The organism is Ensifer sp. EB106-05-01-XG146, assembly GCF_058791875.1.
On record NZ_JBYTDX010000001.1, the window covers coordinates 2,834,265 to 2,851,736 of the forward strand.

Here is a 17,472-nt window from a genome sequence, read left to right on the forward strand (position 1 = left end):
TCTCTTTTTGTGATCACATTTTCCGAAAGTTGACATAATTCTGGAATTGGAGTCAAGCAGCGGCAGTGCTATCAGGCGTTTGACGTAGAGCGGCGCGCGGAAAAGTGTATGCAGGCGTTTGCCAAACACCGCTCTCGCTGATGAGAAAGCCATCGCAATTCGGGCAAAAGGACATGCGCACTTGAAACCCCTTGTCTTACCGCCACTTGCGCGCCCCGACGGCATGACCACGCATGACTATGCCTTTCACCGGCTGCGCCAGGCGATCATGGTCGGCGCGTTCCGACCCGGCACCTCCGTCACCATCCGCGGTCTGGCCGAGGCGCTTGAAAGCAGCCCGACCCCGGTGCGCGAGGCGCTTAGACAGCTGACCTCGATCGGCGCGCTGCAGTTCCTCGAAAACCGCCGCATCGTGGTGCCGCACATCACGCCCGCCCGCTTCGAAGAACTGATCTCGTTGCGCATCGCGCTCGAAAGCCATGCGGCTCGCCGGGCCGTCGCTCATCTTTCCGAACGTCAGATCGAGAAGATCACGGCGATCGACGACAGCATCGAGACGGAGATCCGTCGGGGTGACAAGGTGGCGGCGCTGATCGCCAACCAGGCGTTTCACCGAATGATCTATACGGCCAATCCCGATGCGGTCGCCGTGCCGCTGATCGAGAGCGTCTGGCTGCAGCTCGGCCCGATCCTCGGCATCGCCATGGAACACGTGACCGAACTTTACGTGGTCGACCGCCACCGCGAGGCAATCGAGGCGCTGAGGCGCCGGGATGAGAACGCTGCTGCCGACGCGGTCGCTGCCGACATCCGTGAGGGTATCGGCGGCTTCGACCAACAGGCGGTTGCACGGTTGCTGCGATTGGCTGCCTGAGGCGATGCCGTCATAAATTTTAGTGTGACTAAAATTCCATATTGACAACGCTCAGCCACAGCACCAAAGTCGTGCAAATACAGACGCATAGCGACGGGAAGCGACCAGCCTCCCGGCCTCATGTTCGTGCATTCGAGGGGGAGGTGTCCGCTTGAAGAGCCAGAGATCCAAGTCCCGCCGCAAGACAGGCGCGGGCCTCAGGCATTCCCCGTAGCCGACGACGCGCCGATCTCCGGTGCTCCTTTCCCCCTCACCTTCGGCCACGGCCGCATGACCGGCTGTGGCATCTGATTTCTCAAGCCAGAATTGGAAACACCATGAAGGAACTCACCAAGAGCCGTTTTGCAGCACTCCGCCGCACGATGGCCGAAAGCAATGTCGGCCTCGTCGCGTTGGCGCCGGGATCGCATATGGATTGGCTGATCGGCTACCATCCGCATCCCGACGAACGCCCGTGCCTGCTGCTCATCGGCCCGGAGAAGGAAGCGTTCCTGATGCCGGCGCTCAACGCCGAAGGCACGCGCGAGCACACCGATATCGCCTTCCACAACTGGGCCGATGACGTTGGCCCGAGCGACGCCCTGACCGCAGCGCTTGCCGATGTCGGCGCCGCAAAGCCCGGTCGCGTCGTGCTCGACGAAACCATGCGCGCCGATTTTGCGCTGCTGCTGATCGATGCGCTGCCCGCCGATACCGCGCGCGAATTCACCCCGGCGACGCTCGGCGCGCTCCGCATGCGCAAGGACAAGAGCGAGTACGCGCTTCTGAAGATGAATGCCGGCATCGCCGATCGCGCCATGCAGGCGGCATTCTCCAAGATCCGCCCGGGCATGACCGAGAAGGAACTGGCCGCCGACATCCGCGCGCACTTCGCCTCGGAAGGTGCGGCACCGGCCTTCTGGATCGTCGGCGCCGGCGGCAACGGCGCCTTCCCGCATCACTCCGCCAGCGAGCGGGTGATCGAGGAAGGCGATGCCGTCGTTATCGACATCGGCGGCCGCAAGCAGGGCTTCCCGAGCGACATTACGCGCATGGCGATCGTCGGCCGCGCGCCCGAAGGCTACGGGCAGATCCACACGATCGTCGAAAGGGCCGTCCAGGCGGCACTGAAGGCGGCTCGCCCGGGCGTGCTCGCCAAGGAGGTTGATGCTGCTGCCCGCAGGGTGATTTCGGACGCCGGTTATGGCGAGTACTTCGTCCACCGCACCGGCCACGGCATGGGCATCGACGGCCACGAGCCGCCCTATATCACCGCGACCTCGGAAACCGTGCTCGAAGAAGGCATGGTCTTCTCGATCGAGCCCGGCATCTATCTCCCCGGCCGCTTCGGCATCCGGCTCGAGGATATCGTTATCCTCCGGGAGGATGGGCCGGAGGTTCTCTCCTCACTCCCCCGCGACGTTCACGTCGCGAAGGTCTGATCAAAGTTGCGGCGCCCCAGGGCGCCGCTTCTCTTTGCGCTCTTCGTCGAGCCCTGCGGCTATTGAACCGGCCGCTTGCGCGGCTTCGCGAGCTCGCTCCCCTTCTTGCCGGGTTGCTTCTTGTAGACGGGCTGCTGCTGCTCGACCGGTGGCCAGATCCAGTAATAGCCATAGGGCTTGCGCTGGATCCCCTCGTAATACTCGCCCTTCCGCGTCCGCATCTGAGCCTCGGCATCCCCCGTAGCCGCCACCATGACGAAGAACGCGCCGAGCACGGCTGCGACCACGAACTGATATTCCGATTTCATCATCACCAGAGCTCCTTGCCTCCCTTGTCTACGCCTGAGGCGAGCGGGGTCAACAGTTGTGCGTCTATCAGTTCTTGCTTGACGACCCCAACTGGCTTGATCATATTGGTGAGATGTCAGACCAATTTGGCCTCTGGGGAGGGAGCCGAATGAATGAACCGGCAAGAGCGGCACTAATGCCCCTGCCCCCGGCCGACCGGGCTCAGCAGGTGATTGCCGCGTTGGCTGACTACATAGAACAATCGGGCCTGAAACCCGGCGAACGCCTGCCGGCCGAGCGCGAGCTGATGACGGCGCTGGCCGTCGGCCGCTCCACGGTCCGTGAGGTCATTCGCCACTTCCAGGCACTCGGCGTCGTCGAGGCGCGCAAGGGCAGCGGCACCTATCTCTTGCGCACGATCTCCGGCGCGACCGTCCATATGCCGCTCACGCTCGACGCGGCGCATCTGCGCGACGTGCTGTTGATGACGCTCGAAGTGCGCCGCGGCATCGAGGTCGAGGCCAACATGGTCGCCGCCCGCCGGCGAACCGATGAAGACCTGAAGATCATCGAAATCAGGCTCAACGAAATGGAGCGCGTGCATATCGCCAAGGGCACGTCGGGGCCGGAAGACCTGGCCTTTCATCTGGCGATCTACGACGCCACCCACAATCCGCTCTTTCGCCAGCTGCTCGAGCAAATGCGCGAGGCCTTCGAGCGCTTTTGGGACCATCCTTTCGACCGAACGGATTTCGCCCGTCGCTCCTTCCCGTTCCACCGCACCCTCTTCAACGCAATCGCTGCTCAGGACCCTGAGACCGCGCGCGAAGAAACGCTGAAAATCCTCGCGATCGTCGAGGAAGACATCAAGGAAATGTCCAAATGACCAACGGCCTCGATCCGTTCGACCATGCCTCGCTGATCGTCGCGCATGACGAAGGCCACGCCTTCGACGCCGTCGTGCCGCCGATCGTGCAGACCTCGCTCTTCACCTTCAAGGACTATGACGATATGGTCGCCTCCTACCGGGGCGAGCGCGTGCGGCCGATCTATACCCGCGGCCTCAACCCGACTGTGCGCATGTTCGAGGAGATGCTGGCGAAACTCGAAGGCGGCGAGGACGCGATCGGTTTTGCGAGCGGCATGTCGGCGATCTCCTCTACCGTGCTCTCCTTCGTCGAGCCGGGCGACCGGATCGTTGCCGTCAACCATGTCTATCCCGATGCCTTCCGCCTGTTCGGCACGCATCTGAAGCGCATGAAGATCGAAGTGACCTATGTCGACGGCCGCGACGAGGAAGCAGTCGCCAAGGCGCTGCCCGGCGCCAAGCTCTTCTACATGGAAAGCCCGACGAGTTGGGTAATGGACACCCACGACGTCGCTTCCCTTGCCCGCCTGGCGAAGGACCAGGGCATCATCACCGCGATCGACAACAGCTGGGCGAGCCCGATCTTCCAGCAGCCGATCTCGCTTGGCGTCGATCTCGTCATCCATTCGGCCTCGAAATATCTCGGCGGCCACTCGGACGTCGTCGCCGGCGTCGTCACCGGATCGAAGGAACTGATCGGCCGCATCCGTTCCGAAGCCTATCCCTATCTCGGCGGCAAGCTTTCGCCCTTCGACGCCTGGCTCTTGATCCGCGGTCTGCGTACCTTGCCGATCCGGATGAAGTCGCACGAGCGCTCGGCGCTTGAAGTCGCGCGCCGCCTGCAGGCTCACCCGCTGGTCGAGACCGTCTGCCACCCCGGCCTTGGCAACACGTTGCCGCCGGGCCTTTCCGGCACCTCCGGCCTCTTCTCCTTCATCTTCCGCGAGGGCGTCGACGTCAGGCGCTTCGCGGACCATCTCGAACTCTTCAAGCTCGGCGTGTCCTGGGGCGGGCATGAAAGCCTCATCGTGCCGGGCGAAGTCGTGCTGTCGCAGAAAGCCCAGCCCAATTCCGCGGCCGCCTTCGGCATCTCGCCGCGATCGGTACGGCTCCATGTCGGTCTGGAGGGAACGGAGGCCCTCTGGAGCGATCTCGAAGCGGCGCTCGCCGTCGCTTCGACTGACTGACTGGAGCGGGATGAGGATCCCGGTCCGCCCACTTTGAACCAAAACCAACGAAGAAAAGAGGGAACAGAAATGAAGAAACTGATCACTGCCACGCTTCTCGCCAGCCTCATGGCTGGAAGCGCGCTCGCCGACACCAAACTGAAGCTCGTCGAGGTCATCACCAGCCCCGAGCGCACCGAGACGCTGAAGTCGATCGTCGCCAAGTTCGAGGCCGCCAACCCCGGCACGACGGTCGAGATCATCTCGCTGCCCTGGGGCGAAGCCTTCCAGAAGTTCGCGACCATGGTTTCAGCCGGCGAACTGCCTGACGTCATGGAAATGCCCGACACCTGGCTGTCGCTCTATGCCAACAACGGCATGCTCGAAAGCCTCGAGCCCTACCTCGCCAAGTGGGAACACACCGGCGGCCTGACGGAACGCGCGCTCGAACTCGGCCGCGACGTCAACGACACCGCCTACATGCTGCCCTACGGCTTCTATCTGCGCGCCATGTTCTACAACAAGAAGCTCTTGTCGGAAGCCGGCGTCAACGAGCCGCCAAAGACCATGGACGATTTCGTCAAGGCGTCGGAAGCCGTCTCGAAGCTTCCGGGTAAGTCCGGCTACTGCCTGCGCGGCGGTCCGGGCGGCCTCAACGGCTGGGTGATGTTCGGCGCCACCATGGCCGGCAGCAACACCTTCTTCAATGAGGACGGCACCTCGACCATGAACAGCGAAGGCTGGGTCAAGGGCCTCACCTGGGTGATCGATCTCTACAAGAAGGGGCTGGCGCCGAAGGACAGCGTCAACTGGGGCTTCAATGAAATCGTCGCCGGTTTCTACAGCGGCACCTGCGCCTTCCTCGACCAGGACCCGGATGCTCTGATCGCGATTGCCGAGCGCATGAAATCGGAAGACTTCGGCGTCACCACCATGCCGAAGGGCCCGAGCGGCAAGGCTTTCACAACCATCGGCTTTGCCGGCTGGTCGATGCTGTCGGCAAGCCAGAACAAGGACCTCTCCTGGAAGCTGATCGAGACGCTCGAAGGGCCGGAAGGCAACATCGAGTGGAACAAGCGCACCGGGGCGCTTCCGGTACACAAGTCGGCCGAGAAGGATCCCTTCTATGCCAGCGCGCAGTTCAAGGGCTGGTTCGACGAACTTGCCGACAAGGACGTCGTCCTGACTGTGATGCCGACCTACCTCGAGGAATTCGCCTTCTTCAAGGACTCGCTTGCCATCAAGACGACCCAGGAAGCCTTGCTCGGCGATATCACGCCGCAGCAACTCGCCGACCAGTGGGCCGACTACCTCACCAAGGCACAGCAGAAGTTCCTCGCCAGCAAGAAGTAAGCTTTTGGCCGGCGGCGGTTCGCCGCCGCCGGCCCTCATAACTCTTTGAGCGGAATGAAGTGTGCGCGGTCTCCGCCCTTCCCGCTCCGACCTAGAATCGAGGCACGCCCGAAAAACCGGCGGCCGCACAGGGGAAATTTCGATCGATGGCCTATGTCGCCCGCCAAAGCGGCCTGCCGGCAAGCAGGACGCCGCTGAAGAAGCGCATCGCCGATGGCGCCGCACCCTATCTCTATAGCGCGCCGGCGCTGATCCTGATCGTCACCGTGATGCTGGTGCCGCTGGTGCTCGGCGTCTCCTACGCCTTCCGCGATATCCAGCTCCTGAACCCGTTCTCCGGCGCCTATATCGGTCTTGATCATTTCCGGGCGCTGTCCGAGGACCAGGCCTTCTATCGGGCGTTGCGCAATACGCTCTGGTGGACCGGTGCCTCGGTCTTCTTCCAGTTCGTTTTCGGTCTGATCCTCGCATTGCTGCTCGACAAGCCCTTCTACGGCCGCGGCCTCGCCCAGGCGCTCGTCTTCCTCCCGTGGGCGGTGCCGAGTTTCCTCGCCGGCCTCAACTGGGCCTGGCTGTTCAATCCGGTCGTCGGCCCCCTGCCGCACTGGCTCTTCGGCCTCGGCATCATGAGCGAACCGAACAACATCCTGTCCGACCCGCAGCTTGCCATGTGGGGACCGATCATCGCCAATGTCTGGTGGGGCATACCCTTCTTCGCCATCACGCTGCTAGCAGCCCTTCAGGCGATCCCCCGCGACCTCTACGAGGCCGCCAGCATTGACGGCGCCGGCCCAGTGCAACGTTTCCTGTCGATCACCCTCCCCTTCCTTGCGCCGACGATCGCCATCACCATCCTCTTGCGCACCGTCTGGATCTCCAACTTCGCCGATCTCATCATCGTCATGACCAATGGCGGACCGGCCGACCGCACCCAGATCGTCGCCAGCTACATCTTCACCCAGGCCTTCAAGCGGCTGGATTTCGGTTACGCCTCGGCGATCGCGCTCGTGCTCCTGGCGCTGCTGCTCGCCTATTCGATGCTGATCGTCATCCTGCGGCAATGGCTCCTGAGCAAGGATTGAACCGATGCGCGCCAAACCTCTTTTCCTCATGATCGCGCACCGGCTGGCAATCCTTGCCTACATCGCGTTTGCGCTCTTCCCGCTCTACTGGCTGCTGAAGGTCGCCGTCACGCCCAACGATCTGCTCTACTCCGAAGGCATTCGAATGTGGCCGTCGCGCGCCAGCCTTGAGCACTTCGATTTCGTGCTCCGCCACAGCGCCTTTCCGGTGTTCTTCAAGAACAGCCTGATCGTCTCGGGTTCCACCGCCGTCATCGTCACCATCCTCGCCTCGCTCTCGGGCTACGCCCTGTCGCGCTTCAATTTCCGCGGCAAGTATTGGCTGGTGGCGCTGATGCTCCTGACGCAGATGTTCCCGCTGGTCATGCTGGTGGCGCCTATCTTCAAGATCCTCTCGCCGCTCGGGCTGACCAACAGCCTCACCGGTCTTGTCATCGTCTACACCGCCTTCAACGTACCGTTTGCCACTTTCCTGATGCAGTCGTTCTTCGACGGCATCCCGAAGGATCTGGAGGAGGCCGCGATGATCGACGGCGCCACCCAATTCGTCGCCTTCCGCCAGATCATCCTGCCGCTGACGCTGCCCGGCATTGCCGCAACGCTCGGCTTCGTCTTCACCGCAGCGTGGAGCGAGCTACTGTTCTCGCTGATGCTGATCTCCGGCAACGATCAGGCGACGTTCCCCGTCGGGCTTCTGTCCTTCGTGTCGAAGTTCTCCGTCGACTTCGGGCAGATGATGGCCGCCGGCGTGCTCGCGCTCATCCCCGCCTGCCTCTTCTTCCTGCTCATTCAACGCTATCTCGTCCAGGGCCTCACGGCCGGCGCGGTCAAAGGCTGAGGATTGTTCTCATGGCTTCCATCGATATCGCCAATATCCAGAAATCCTACGGCATCCACCCGGTCCTGCACGATGTCGACCTGAAGATCGGCGACGGCGAATTCGTCGTGCTCGTCGGCCCGTCAGGCTGCGGCAAGTCCACGCTTCTGCGCATGATCGCCGGGCTCGAAAGCGTGACCTCGGGTGAAATCCGAATCGCCGGAAAACGCGTCAACGAACTGGCCCCGAAGGACCGCGACATCGCCATGGTGTTTCAGTCCTACGCGCTCTATCCGCACATGTCGGTCGCCAAGAACATGAGCTACAGCCTGAGGCTGAGGAAGGTCGCCAAGGAAAAGATCGCAAGCGTCGTCTCGGGCGCTGCCGCCAAGCTCGGTCTCGACCCGCTGCTCGAACGCCGCCCCCGTGCACTTTCGGGCGGACAGCGCCAGCGCGTCGCCATGGGCCGGGCCATCGTGCGCGAACCCAAGGCGTTTCTCTTCGATGAGCCGCTCTCCAACCTCGACGCGCGCCTCCGCGAGCAGATGCGCGCCGAGATCAAGAAGCTGCACAAGGACTTGGGCGCCACCTCGATCTACGTCACCCACGACCAGATCGAGGCTATGACGCTCGCCGATCGCATCGTCGCCATGAACGGCGGCTTCGTCCAGCAGGTCGGAAGCCCTCTTGATCTCTATGACCGCCCGGCCAATCTCTTCGTGGCCGGCTTCATTGGGTCGCCAGGGATGAACTTCTTCGAGGGAACCTATCGCAACGGTACCGCCCCGCGCTTCGAAACCGAAGGCGGCATCATCGTTCCGGCCCAGCCGCATCCTGCCTTGACGGACGGCGCCAGGGCGACGCTCGGCATCCGGCCGGAGCATGTCGAGATCGGCGTCGAAGGCCCGGATGCGCTGAAAGCCAATGTCGACCTGGTCGAACCGACGGGCTTCGGCATCATCCTGCACCTCTCCTTCGGCCGTGCCGGCTTCAAGGCGTTTACCAACGACCGCCGGTTCCTCAACGTTTCCGGCTCGCTGCCCGTACGCCTGCCGGTCGAGCGGCTGCACTTCTTCAACGCCGACGGCAATCGCGTCTGAGCGACGGCAGCGACATGGCGAAAATTTAGGCGCATCCGGCAAGCCGGCCGGCTGCGCCGGTTGACTTCCACAAAGCGAGGCGTACCGTCGTCGTGTCGCAAGTATCAACCGCCGTGGCGCCAACTTAAGAGAAGCAAGCACCGCCAAAACGACAGATTGACGATAGCCTTCCTTGCCTGCGCCCGGCGATATTGAGGAAGTGTCATGCGAATTCTTGTTGTTGCCCTTGCCTTTTCGACAACGATGCTCTGTCCGTTCGCTGCCCTTTCGCAAGAGGGCGATGCGGCCGCCGGAGCCACCGTCTTCAAGAAATGCGCCGTCTGTCATGTGGCCGACAGCGACACCAACAAGGTTGGGCCATCGCTCAACCATCTGTTCGGACGAACGGCAGGCACTCATGCCGACTTCAGCTACTCACCGGCGATGATCGATGCCGGCAAGGGTGGACTCGTCTGGGATGAGGCGCATCTGCGCGACTATCTGCACAATCCAAGGACCAAGGTGAAAGGCACGAAAATGGCCTTTGCCGGTTTGAAAGATGATACGGATATCTCCAACCTCATCGCCTATCTCAAGCAGTATTCGCAGTAACCTGCGGAGACTAAACGCAACCGCTGCTCGCACGGAGGCGGCGAATTGCGACTGTTCGAGGTTCGTGTAATAATTGCAGCTACAGCACCGCGTGTCTGACCAGACGCGCAAAGGTCGCTGTAGAACTTTGAATTCCTGCATGTTTTGCCGTTTGATCGGCGACGATTAACGGAAACATGCAGAAGGCTCTACGGATTGCGTATTCATGCCCACAGCCGCCAGCGGCGAGGAGGGACAGAAATGGCCGTGGTAGTTGTTCTGGTTTTGGTGGCCGTCGGTTCGGTGTTGTTCCATCTGTTGAGCCCATGGTGGTGGACGCCGATCGCGTCCAACTGGAATTACATAGACAATACGCTCATCATCACCTTCTGGATTACCGGCGTCGTCTTCGTCGCCGTCGTGCTTTTCATGGCCTATTGCGTCCTGCGTTTTCGGCATCGCCCGGGAAACCGGGCCGCCTATGAACCGGAAAACAGGAAGCTCGAAGGGTGGCTTGCCGGCGGCACCACGCTCGGCGTCGCCGCCATGCTCACCCCCGGTCTTTTCGTCTGGCACCAGTTCGTGACCGTGCCGGACGGTGCGGCGGAGGTAGAAGTCGTCGGCCAGCAATGGTTGTGGAGCTTCCGGCTGCCCGGCGCCGACGGCAAGCTCGGTACGTCGGAGACCCGCGACATCACCCCGGAAAATTCGCTCGGCCTCAACCGCAACGATGCGGCCGCCCTCGACGACGTCGTCATCGAAGGCGGCGAGCTGCATTTGGAGGTCGGCAAGCCGGTCAAGATCCTGCTGCGATCGGTTGACGTGCTGCATGATTTCTACGTGCCGGAGTTCCGCGCCAAGATGGACATGGTGCCGGGCATGGTCACCTATTTCTGGCTGACGCCGACGCGCACCGGCACGTTCGAGGTGCTGTGCGCCGAACTCTGCGGCACCGGTCACCCACAGATGCGCGGCACCGTCGTCGTCGACAGTGCCGCCGATTATCAAGCCTGGCTCTCGCAACAGACGACATTCTCGCAATTGCAGGCAAAGGCAGGAACGAAAGAAACGGCGCAGGCAGTGAATGCCGCCCCGGCGCAATAACAGGCGCCCCGACGGCCAAAGCGGGATGAGGAAAAGTGCTCGCGATATCCGCCCGCATCCCGCTCGTGAGGAGACGCAATTCCATTGTTGGACGTGCGGAATTGCAGGTTCAAGGCGTTGGATCGAGATGATCCGGTGTTGGGAGGTTCTCGCAGATGGTCGATATCCGGTCAGGCACGGGCGAACAGATTGGCCCCGCGGAAGTGGAGGACGTGGAGCTCTATCATCCCCATAGCTGGTGGACGCGTTATGTCTTCAGCCAGGATGCGAAGATCATCGCCGTGCAATATGCCTCGACCGCGATCGCCATCGGCATGGTCGCCCTCGTGCTCTCCTGGCTGATGCGTCTGCAGCTCGGCTTTCCCGGCGCCTTCGCCTTCATCGATGCGGAACGCTACTACCAGTTCATCACCATGCACGGCATGATCATGGTGATCTATCTGTTGACTGCGCTCTTCCTCGGCGGCTTCGGCAACTACCTGATCCCGCTGATGCTCGGCGCGCGCGACATGGTCTTCCCCTATGCCAACATGCTGAGCTACTGGCTGTATCTGCTGGCCGTCCTCGTGCTCGTCGCGAGCTTCTTTGCACCGGGCGGGCCGACCGGCGCCGGCTGGACGCTCTATCCGCCACAGGCAGTACTTTCCGGCACGCCCGGCGGCAAGGACTGGGGCATCATCTTGATGCTCTCCTCCCTCATCCTATTCGTCATCGGCTTTACCATGGGTGGCCTCAACTATGTCGTCACCGTGTTGCAGGGGCGCACGCGCGGCATGACCTTGATGCGCATGCCGCTCACCGTCTGGGGCATCTTCACGGCGACGGTGATGGCGCTTCTCGCCTTCCCCGCCCTCTTCGTCGCCTGTGTCATGATGCTGTTCGACCGGGTGCTCGGCACCAGCTTCTTCATGCCGGCGATCGTCGAGATGGGCGAGCAGCTGCAGCATGGCGGCGGCAGCCCGATCATGTTCCAGCACCTCTTCTGGTTCTTCGGCCATCCGGAGGTCTACATCGTCGCCCTGCCCGCCTTCGGCATCGTCTCCGATCTCATCAGCACCCACGCCCGCAAGAACATCTTCGGCTACCGCATGATGGTCTGGGCGATCGTCATCATCGGCGCGCTCTCCTTCATCGTCTGGGCGCACCACATGTATGTCAGCGGCATGAACCCCTATTTCGGCTTCTTCTTCGCCACCACCACCCTGATCATTGCCGTGCCGACGGCGATCAAGGTCTACAACTGGGTGCTGACGCTCTGGCGCGGCGATATCCATTTGACGCTGCCGATGCTGTTCGCGCTCGCCTTCATCGTCACCTTCGTCAATGGCGGGCTGACCGGTCTGTTCCTCGGCAATGTCGTCGTCGATGTGCCGCTCTCCGACACGATGTTTGTCGTCGCCCATTTCCACATGGTCATGGGCGTTGCGCCGATCATGGTGATTTTCGGGGCAATCTATCACTGGTATCCGAAGATCACCGGCCGCATGCTCAATCAGGCGATGGGGCAGATCCACTTCTGGGTCACCTTCGTCGGCGCCTATCTGATCTTCTTCCCGATGCACTATCTCGGGCTGATCGGCATGCCGCGCCGCTACTATGAGATGGGCGAGACCGCCTTCGTGCCGGCATCCGCCCACACGCTCAACGAGTTCATCACCATCATGGCGCTGATCGTCGGCGCCGCCCAGATCGTCTTCCTCTTCAATCTCATCTGGAGCATCCGCCACGGCCGCGAGGCCGGCGGCAACCCCTGGCGGGCAACGACGCTCGAATGGCAGACGCCGGAAACGCCACCGCGGCATGGCAATTGGGGTAAGGAGCTGCCGGTCGTCTACCGCTGGCCCTATGACTACAGCGTGCCGGGTGCAGCGGAAGATTTCATTCCGCAGACTGAGCCGGGTTCAGTAGGCCACGCGCCGGAGGGTGCCTCATGAACGTCACCCTCGTCTTCCTGGCGGTGATCTTCGCGATCGCCGCCTGGTGGCTCAGCCGGCAGCGGCTGTTCTCGAAACCCTGGCTGGAGGTCGGCCACGCCCACGATCCCCGTCCGCGCGGTAGGCCTTCGATCCCGCCTGCAAAAATCGGCCTTGGCGTCTTCCTTGCTGTCGTCGCCGCGCTCTTCTCTCTCTTCATCAGCGCCTACTTCATGCGCATGGCCTCCACCGACTGGTGGTCGACGCCGATGCCGAAGATCCTCTGGCTGAACACCGCCATCCTTGCGCTTGGCAGCCTGCTTCTGCATGCGGCCCGCGTCACTGCCGAACAGCATCGTAACGAGGCGAGCCGCACGGCGATGATCGCAGCCCTTGCCGCCGGTCTCGCCTTCCTCGCCGGCCAGGTCTTTGCCTGGCGGGAGTTGACCGACGCTGGCTTCCTGCTCGCCGACAATCCGGCCAACAGCTTCTTCTACATGATCTCGGGCATGCATGGCCTGCACATCCTCGGCGGCCTGTTCGCGCTTACCCGGGTCATCGTCAAGACGCGCACCGGCCCGATGGGCGAAAGGGCCGTGCTGTCGATCACGCTCTGCGCCACCTACTGGCATTTCATGCTGGCCGTATGGCTGGTGCTTTACGCGCTCTTTTCCGGCTGGGCCAACGACTTCGTCGAGCTCTGCCGGTCCCTCTTGACTTGAAGGAGGCAAGGCATGTCCGCCGAGACACATTCGCCTGTCCGAGAACCGCTCCATCGCCCCGCGGGACTTGCCGGCTTTGCCGCCGACTGGGCCTCCGACCAGCGGACGTTCAAGAACGTCTCCTGGGGCAAGGCGATGATGTGGATCTTCCTCCTGAGCGACACCTTCGTCTTCGGCTGTTTCCTCATCGCCTACATGTCGGCGCGCATGTCGACCGCCGTTCCCTGGCCCAATCCGAGCGAGGTCTTCGCGCTGCACATCGGCGGCTCGGACGTGCCGCTGATCCTGATCGCCATCATGACCTTCGTGCTGATCACCTCGAGCGGCACCATGGCCATGGCCGTCAATTTCGGTTACCGGCGCGATCGCAAGAAGACCGCTCTGCTGATGCTGCTGACCGCCCTTTTCGGCGCCACCTTTGTCGGCATGCAAGCCTTCGAATGGACGAAGCTGATCACCGAGGGCGTGCGTCCCTGGGGCAACCCTTGGGGTGCTGCGCAATTCGGCTCGACCTTCTTCATGATCACCGGCTTCCACGGCACCCACGTCACGATCGGCGTCATCTTCCTGCTGATCATCGCGCGAAAAGTCTGGCGCGGCGATTTCGACACTGAACGGCGTGGCTTTTTCACGAGCCGAAGAGGACAATACGAGATCGTCGAGATCACCGGCCTCTACTGGCACTTCGTCGACCTCGTCTGGGTCTTCATCTTCGCATTCTTCTATCTGTGGTGAGGCATGGCCATGACGGAAACGACTGTTCACACCCACGCGGCACCGGCAGCAAAAGTAGAAGGCCACGCACAAACGCACCAGCAACACCCGATCGGCCTCTACTTGGTCGTCTGGCTGCTGCTCTTCGTGCTCAGCACCTTTTCCTACCTCGTCGACTATGTCGGGCTGCAGGGTTATCTCAGGTGGTCGCTGATCCTGATCTTCATGGTACTGAAGGCAGGGCTGATCGTCGCGATCTTCATGCACATGGCCTGGGAACGGCTGGCGCTGATCTACGCGATCCTGCTGCCGCCGCTGCTGGTGCTGGTCTTCGTGGCGCTGATGGTCTCGGAATCGCACTACGTGCTGTTCACCCGCCTCACCTTCTTCGGCGCCGCACCATGATTGCCAACCGGCGCCGCCCCAATGGCGGCACCGCTGGACTCATCCGCCTCAGTGTTGCTGAAGCCCGGTGATCATCGCGATGATCTCGTTTTTGTCGGTCTTGGCCGTCTCACGGATGCCGATCTGCTTGCCGCGGCGCAGAACGCAGATGCGGTCGGCGAGCTTGAACACCTGATCGAGGCTATGGCTGATGATCAGTACGCCGATGTTGCGGCTTTTCAGCGATTCGACGATCTCCTCGACCTTGGCGGTTTCGGCAACGCCAAGTGCTGCCGTCGGCTCATCGAGCAAGATCAGCTTGCTCGCCCAATGGGTGGCGCGGGCAATCGCGACGCCCTGGCGCTGGCCGCCCGAGAGGTCGCGGATCGTCGCATGGGCCGAGGGGATGCGGACATCCAGTTCCTTCACCAGAGTTTCCGTCTCGGAAATCATCCGGCGACGGTCGAGCAGGCCGAAACGGTTTACCGGCTCGCGGCCAAGAAACATGTTCATATAGACCGTCTGCTGGTCGGCAAGCGCCAGATCCTGATAGACGACCTCGATGCCATGGGCGCGCGCCATCGTGGCGTTCGACATCGCCACGGTCTGGTTTTCGATGGTGATCGTTCCCGAGGTCGGCGTGTAAACGCCGGAGATGATCTTGATCAGCGTCGACTTGCCGGCGCCGTTGTCGCCGACGAGCGCCACGATCTCGCCCGGACGGACGTCCAGCGAGAAGTTCTCGATCGCGGTGACGCCGCCAAAGGTCTTGCGGATGTCCTTCAGCTTGAGGACCGGCTCGCGTGCAGAATTCGTGTTCACGTTCATGACGTCACCCCTCAAACCGGCCAGGCCGCGGTTTCGCCGAAACCGTTTTCGATCGTTTCCACCTTCGGCGCGCCCTTGGAGATGCCCGACACGCCGACGACATAGGCCCGCGTGACGAAGGCCTGCCCGCGGAAGCCGAACACCGCCGTATCGCCAGGCTTCGGGGCCGCCGCACCGCTGGCGTCGATCATCGCGTAATAGTCGATCGCCGAGGGGGGCGGTACTTCGACGCTTCGAAGCGCCGACGCCGAAGTCGTCGGGTCGGCAGAGACGATCGCCTTGACGTCGTAATCCGGAAAGATCGGGTCGATGTAGAAGCCGCCGCCGAAGCAATAGGCCTTGCCGCCCGAGAGATGGGAAACTTCGGTGAGGTAGAGTACCGCCGGCAGTTCCGGCAGATCTTCCATCACGTGCAGTGCGGTGGTGCCGTGCAGACCGTTGCCCGGCTCGCACTGCGTCGCGCCCGCTTCGGCAAGGGCCGGGAGCATGACGCTGGAGGTCGTACCCGGCGCATTCACCTCGATCCCGTTGCGGCCGGCCTTGGCCAGCGCCTCGGCAGCTTTCGAGAGCGTCGCGAGATTGTGTGTCGGCTTCACCTTGCGGCTTTCATGGTCGAAGAGCAGCGCCGGAAAGGTGGTGATGCCGGCAAAGCGGCCACCGTCGAGCGCATCGAGACGGTCCGCCACCGCGGCAACGTCGCTGGCATCGAACCCGCCTTCATGGCCGCGGTAGAAGGTATCACCTTCCGCCCGGATACGGGCGAGCAGATCCTGCCGATAGCCGGCTGCATGTGCGCCAGCCGCCGCTTCTGCAGCCTTTTCGCCGTTGAAGACCGTCCAATAGTCCGGCCGGAAGGTTTTCGCTGCGGCAGCCGCCTCGTGGCGCGCGACCTGCTGCAGGTGGCCGAGATGGCCGACCTTCAGGCCCGCCTTGTGGGTGGCGCGGGCACAGGCCATGTCGACGGCAACCGAACGGTCAATGCCACCACGCTTGACCGCTTCGCAGAAGGAACTGGAGCGGCCCACCTGCTTGGTCATCGCAAAGGTCTTCAGGCCGAGGCGACGAGCCTCGTTGCTCATAATCGCCGCATTGGCCTCGACCGTGTCGAGATCGAGCACATAGGCGTTGGCCGGAAGCTTGCCCTGCTGGTGCAGGCTCATCGCCGCTTCGATGAATGCCGGGTTGCGGCGGCGCAGAACGTCGAGAAACATGAAATCCTCCTTCAGCGGGACTTTTCGCGCAGCGACACGGCGACCGCAGCGAGGATGATGAGACCGCGAACGATCATCTGGTCGGATACGGAAAGGCCCATCAGGATCAGGCCATTGTTGAGCATGCCCATCATCAGCGAGCCGACGAGCGCGCCGATGATCGTGCCCTTGCCGCCGTTGAGCAACGTGCCGCCGACGATGACGGCGGCGATCACCGTCATCAGGTCGGTCTCGCCAAGCGTATACTTCGCCGCCTGCAGGCGACCGGCGTAAAGCAGGCCCGCAAGGCCGGCGAGACCGCCGCTGATCATCAGAACGGCCAGCCGAATGCGCGGCACGCTGATGCCGGAGACGCTCGCTGCCCGGCTGTTGTCGCCGGTCGCCAGCACATGGGCGCCGAAGCGGGTTTCGCGGTAGATGACATGGCCGCAGACGACGGCAACGAGGGTCCACCAGATCAGCGAAGGCACGCCGAGGAACGAGCCGGAGCCGAAAAAGCCGGTAAAGGTGCTGTCGGTCACCGGGATCGAGCGCAGGTTCGTCATCGAGCGGGAGACGCCGGCAAAAAGCCCGAGCGTCGCCAGCGTCACCAGGAAGGACGGCAGTTTGACATAGGCGACCAGCGCGCCGTTCAGGAGCCCGATCAGCACGCCGGCGCCGATACCGGCGACGACGCCAGCCACCAGGCCGTACTCGTTGATCGTCACCGCCGCCGCCAGCGCCGAGACGGCAACCGTCGAGCCGATCGACAGGTCAATCTCGCCGGCCGACATGACGAAGACGAGGCCGATCGCCATGATCGTCACCGGTGCTGTCTGCAGCATGATGTTCGACAGGTTGCGAACCGTCAGAAACCCGCTGTCGCGAAGCACGATGGCGAAGAACAGAAAGATCGCCAGGAAGCCGAGATAGACGACGTATTGCTGCAGGTTGAGGCGACTGACGAGGCTCGCCGGCTGGCCGCTCGCGCTGGAATGGGCACTGGACATTATTCTTCCTCCGAAGGCAGGGGGAAAGCTCCCCCTGCACTACGGCGCCGCGGGTCTGGTCAGACGCG

At 62.6% G+C, this 17,472-nt stretch carries 18 protein-coding genes; 14 read left to right on the forward strand and 4 right to left on the reverse strand.

Annotated features, from left to right (window positions below):
* Positions 1 to 181 precede the first annotated feature (181 nt).
* Positions 182 to 874, forward strand: a complete 693-nt coding sequence (locus AC3WVQ_RS14130; RefSeq protein ID WP_034798895.1) for a GntR family transcriptional regulator — start codon at positions 182 to 184, stop codon at positions 872 to 874.
* Positions 875 to 1,191: 317 nt separating this feature from the next.
* Positions 1,192 to 2,295 carry a M24 family metallopeptidase gene (locus tag AC3WVQ_RS14135; protein ID WP_090298294.1) on the forward strand — a complete coding sequence of 368 codons (1,104 nt, stop codon included), beginning with the start codon at positions 1,192 to 1,194 and terminating at the stop codon, positions 2,293 to 2,295.
* A gap of 59 nt (positions 2,296 to 2,354) precedes the next feature.
* Here AC3WVQ_RS14135 and AC3WVQ_RS14140 read toward each other — a convergent pair whose 3' ends face one another.
* Positions 2,355 to 2,606 carry a hypothetical protein gene (locus tag AC3WVQ_RS14140; RefSeq protein WP_090298298.1) on the reverse strand — a complete coding sequence of 84 codons (252 nt, stop codon included), beginning with the start codon at positions 2,604 to 2,606 and terminating at the stop codon, positions 2,355 to 2,357.
* Positions 2,607 to 2,752: 146 nt separating this feature from the next.
* On the opposite strand from AC3WVQ_RS14140, the gene AC3WVQ_RS14145 reads away from it, so the two are divergent.
* The 12 genes from AC3WVQ_RS14145 (at position 2,753) to AC3WVQ_RS14200 (ending at position 14,397) form a co-directional block, all read left to right on the forward strand.
* Positions 2,753 to 3,469: a FadR/GntR family transcriptional regulator gene (locus AC3WVQ_RS14145; RefSeq protein WP_110819503.1), complete on the forward strand. Its 717-nt coding sequence runs from the start codon at positions 2,753 to 2,755 to the stop codon at positions 3,467 to 3,469.
* On the forward strand, positions 3,466 to 4,638 hold the full coding sequence (locus AC3WVQ_RS14150) for a PLP-dependent transferase (protein ID WP_034798903.1): 1,173 nt from the start codon (positions 3,466 to 3,468) through the stop codon (positions 4,636 to 4,638). Before AC3WVQ_RS14145 ends, AC3WVQ_RS14150 begins: the two co-directional genes overlap by 4 nt.
* 69 nt (positions 4,639 to 4,707) lie before the next feature.
* Positions 4,708 to 5,970: an ABC transporter substrate-binding protein gene (locus AC3WVQ_RS14155; protein WP_034798905.1), complete on the forward strand. Its 1,263-nt coding sequence runs from the start codon at positions 4,708 to 4,710 to the stop codon at positions 5,968 to 5,970.
* A gap of 146 nt (positions 5,971 to 6,116) precedes the next feature.
* Entirely contained in the window at positions 6,117 to 7,052 is a 936-nt protein-coding gene (locus tag AC3WVQ_RS14160; RefSeq protein ID WP_051659467.1) for a carbohydrate ABC transporter permease, read from the forward strand.
* A 4-nt stretch (positions 7,053 to 7,056) separates the two neighbouring features.
* A complete protein-coding gene (locus AC3WVQ_RS14165) occupies positions 7,057 to 7,890 on the forward strand; it encodes a carbohydrate ABC transporter permease (protein WP_060520333.1) in 834 nt (277 codons plus the stop codon).
* An 11-nt stretch (positions 7,891 to 7,901) separates the two neighbouring features.
* Entirely contained in the window at positions 7,902 to 8,969 is a 1,068-nt protein-coding gene (locus AC3WVQ_RS14170) for an ABC transporter ATP-binding protein (RefSeq protein WP_034798909.1), read from the forward strand.
* 204 nt (positions 8,970 to 9,173) lie between these two features.
* Entirely contained in the window at positions 9,174 to 9,560 is a 387-nt protein-coding gene (locus AC3WVQ_RS14175; RefSeq protein WP_034798911.1) for a c-type cytochrome, read from the forward strand.
* A 240-nt stretch (positions 9,561 to 9,800) separates the two neighbouring features.
* Entirely contained in the window at positions 9,801 to 10,643 is an 843-nt protein-coding gene (locus AC3WVQ_RS14180) for a cytochrome c oxidase subunit II (RefSeq protein ID WP_034798913.1), read from the forward strand.
* A 155-nt stretch (positions 10,644 to 10,798) separates the two neighbouring features.
* Positions 10,799 to 12,577 carry a cytochrome c oxidase subunit I gene (gene ctaD / locus AC3WVQ_RS14185; protein ID WP_110819502.1) on the forward strand — a complete coding sequence of 593 codons (1,779 nt, stop codon included), beginning with the start codon at positions 10,799 to 10,801 and terminating at the stop codon, positions 12,575 to 12,577.
* Positions 12,574 to 13,278: a cytochrome c oxidase subunit 3 gene (locus AC3WVQ_RS14190; protein ID WP_090298306.1), complete on the forward strand. Its 705-nt coding sequence runs from the start codon at positions 12,574 to 12,576 to the stop codon at positions 13,276 to 13,278. The genes ctaD and AC3WVQ_RS14190 overlap by 4 nt, the downstream gene beginning before the upstream one ends.
* 12 nt (positions 13,279 to 13,290) lie before the next feature.
* A complete protein-coding gene (locus AC3WVQ_RS14195) occupies positions 13,291 to 14,013 on the forward strand; it encodes a heme-copper oxidase subunit III family protein (RefSeq protein WP_034798919.1) in 723 nt (240 codons plus the stop codon).
* 9 nt (positions 14,014 to 14,022) lie between these two features.
* Entirely contained in the window at positions 14,023 to 14,397 is a 375-nt protein-coding gene (locus AC3WVQ_RS14200) for a cytochrome C oxidase subunit IV family protein (RefSeq protein WP_034798923.1), read from the forward strand.
* Positions 14,398 to 14,445: 48 nt separating this feature from the next.
* Here the strand turns inward: AC3WVQ_RS14200 and AC3WVQ_RS14205 are convergent, their stop codons facing one another.
* From AC3WVQ_RS14205 to AC3WVQ_RS14215, 3 genes are read right to left on the reverse strand one after another with little or no spacing between them, the layout of a single operon-like run.
* Positions 14,446 to 15,204, reverse strand: a complete 759-nt coding sequence (locus AC3WVQ_RS14205; RefSeq protein ID WP_034798925.1) for an ATP-binding cassette domain-containing protein — start codon at positions 15,202 to 15,204, stop codon at positions 14,446 to 14,448.
* An 11-nt stretch (positions 15,205 to 15,215) separates the two neighbouring features.
* A complete protein-coding gene (locus AC3WVQ_RS14210; protein ID WP_090298309.1) occupies positions 15,216 to 16,415 on the reverse strand; it encodes an alanine racemase in 1,200 nt (399 codons plus the stop codon).
* An 11-nt stretch (positions 16,416 to 16,426) separates the two neighbouring features.
* A complete protein-coding gene (locus AC3WVQ_RS14215; protein ID WP_034798931.1) occupies positions 16,427 to 17,404 on the reverse strand; it encodes an ABC transporter permease in 978 nt (325 codons plus the stop codon).
* Between the last annotated feature and the right edge of the window lie 68 nt (positions 17,405 to 17,472).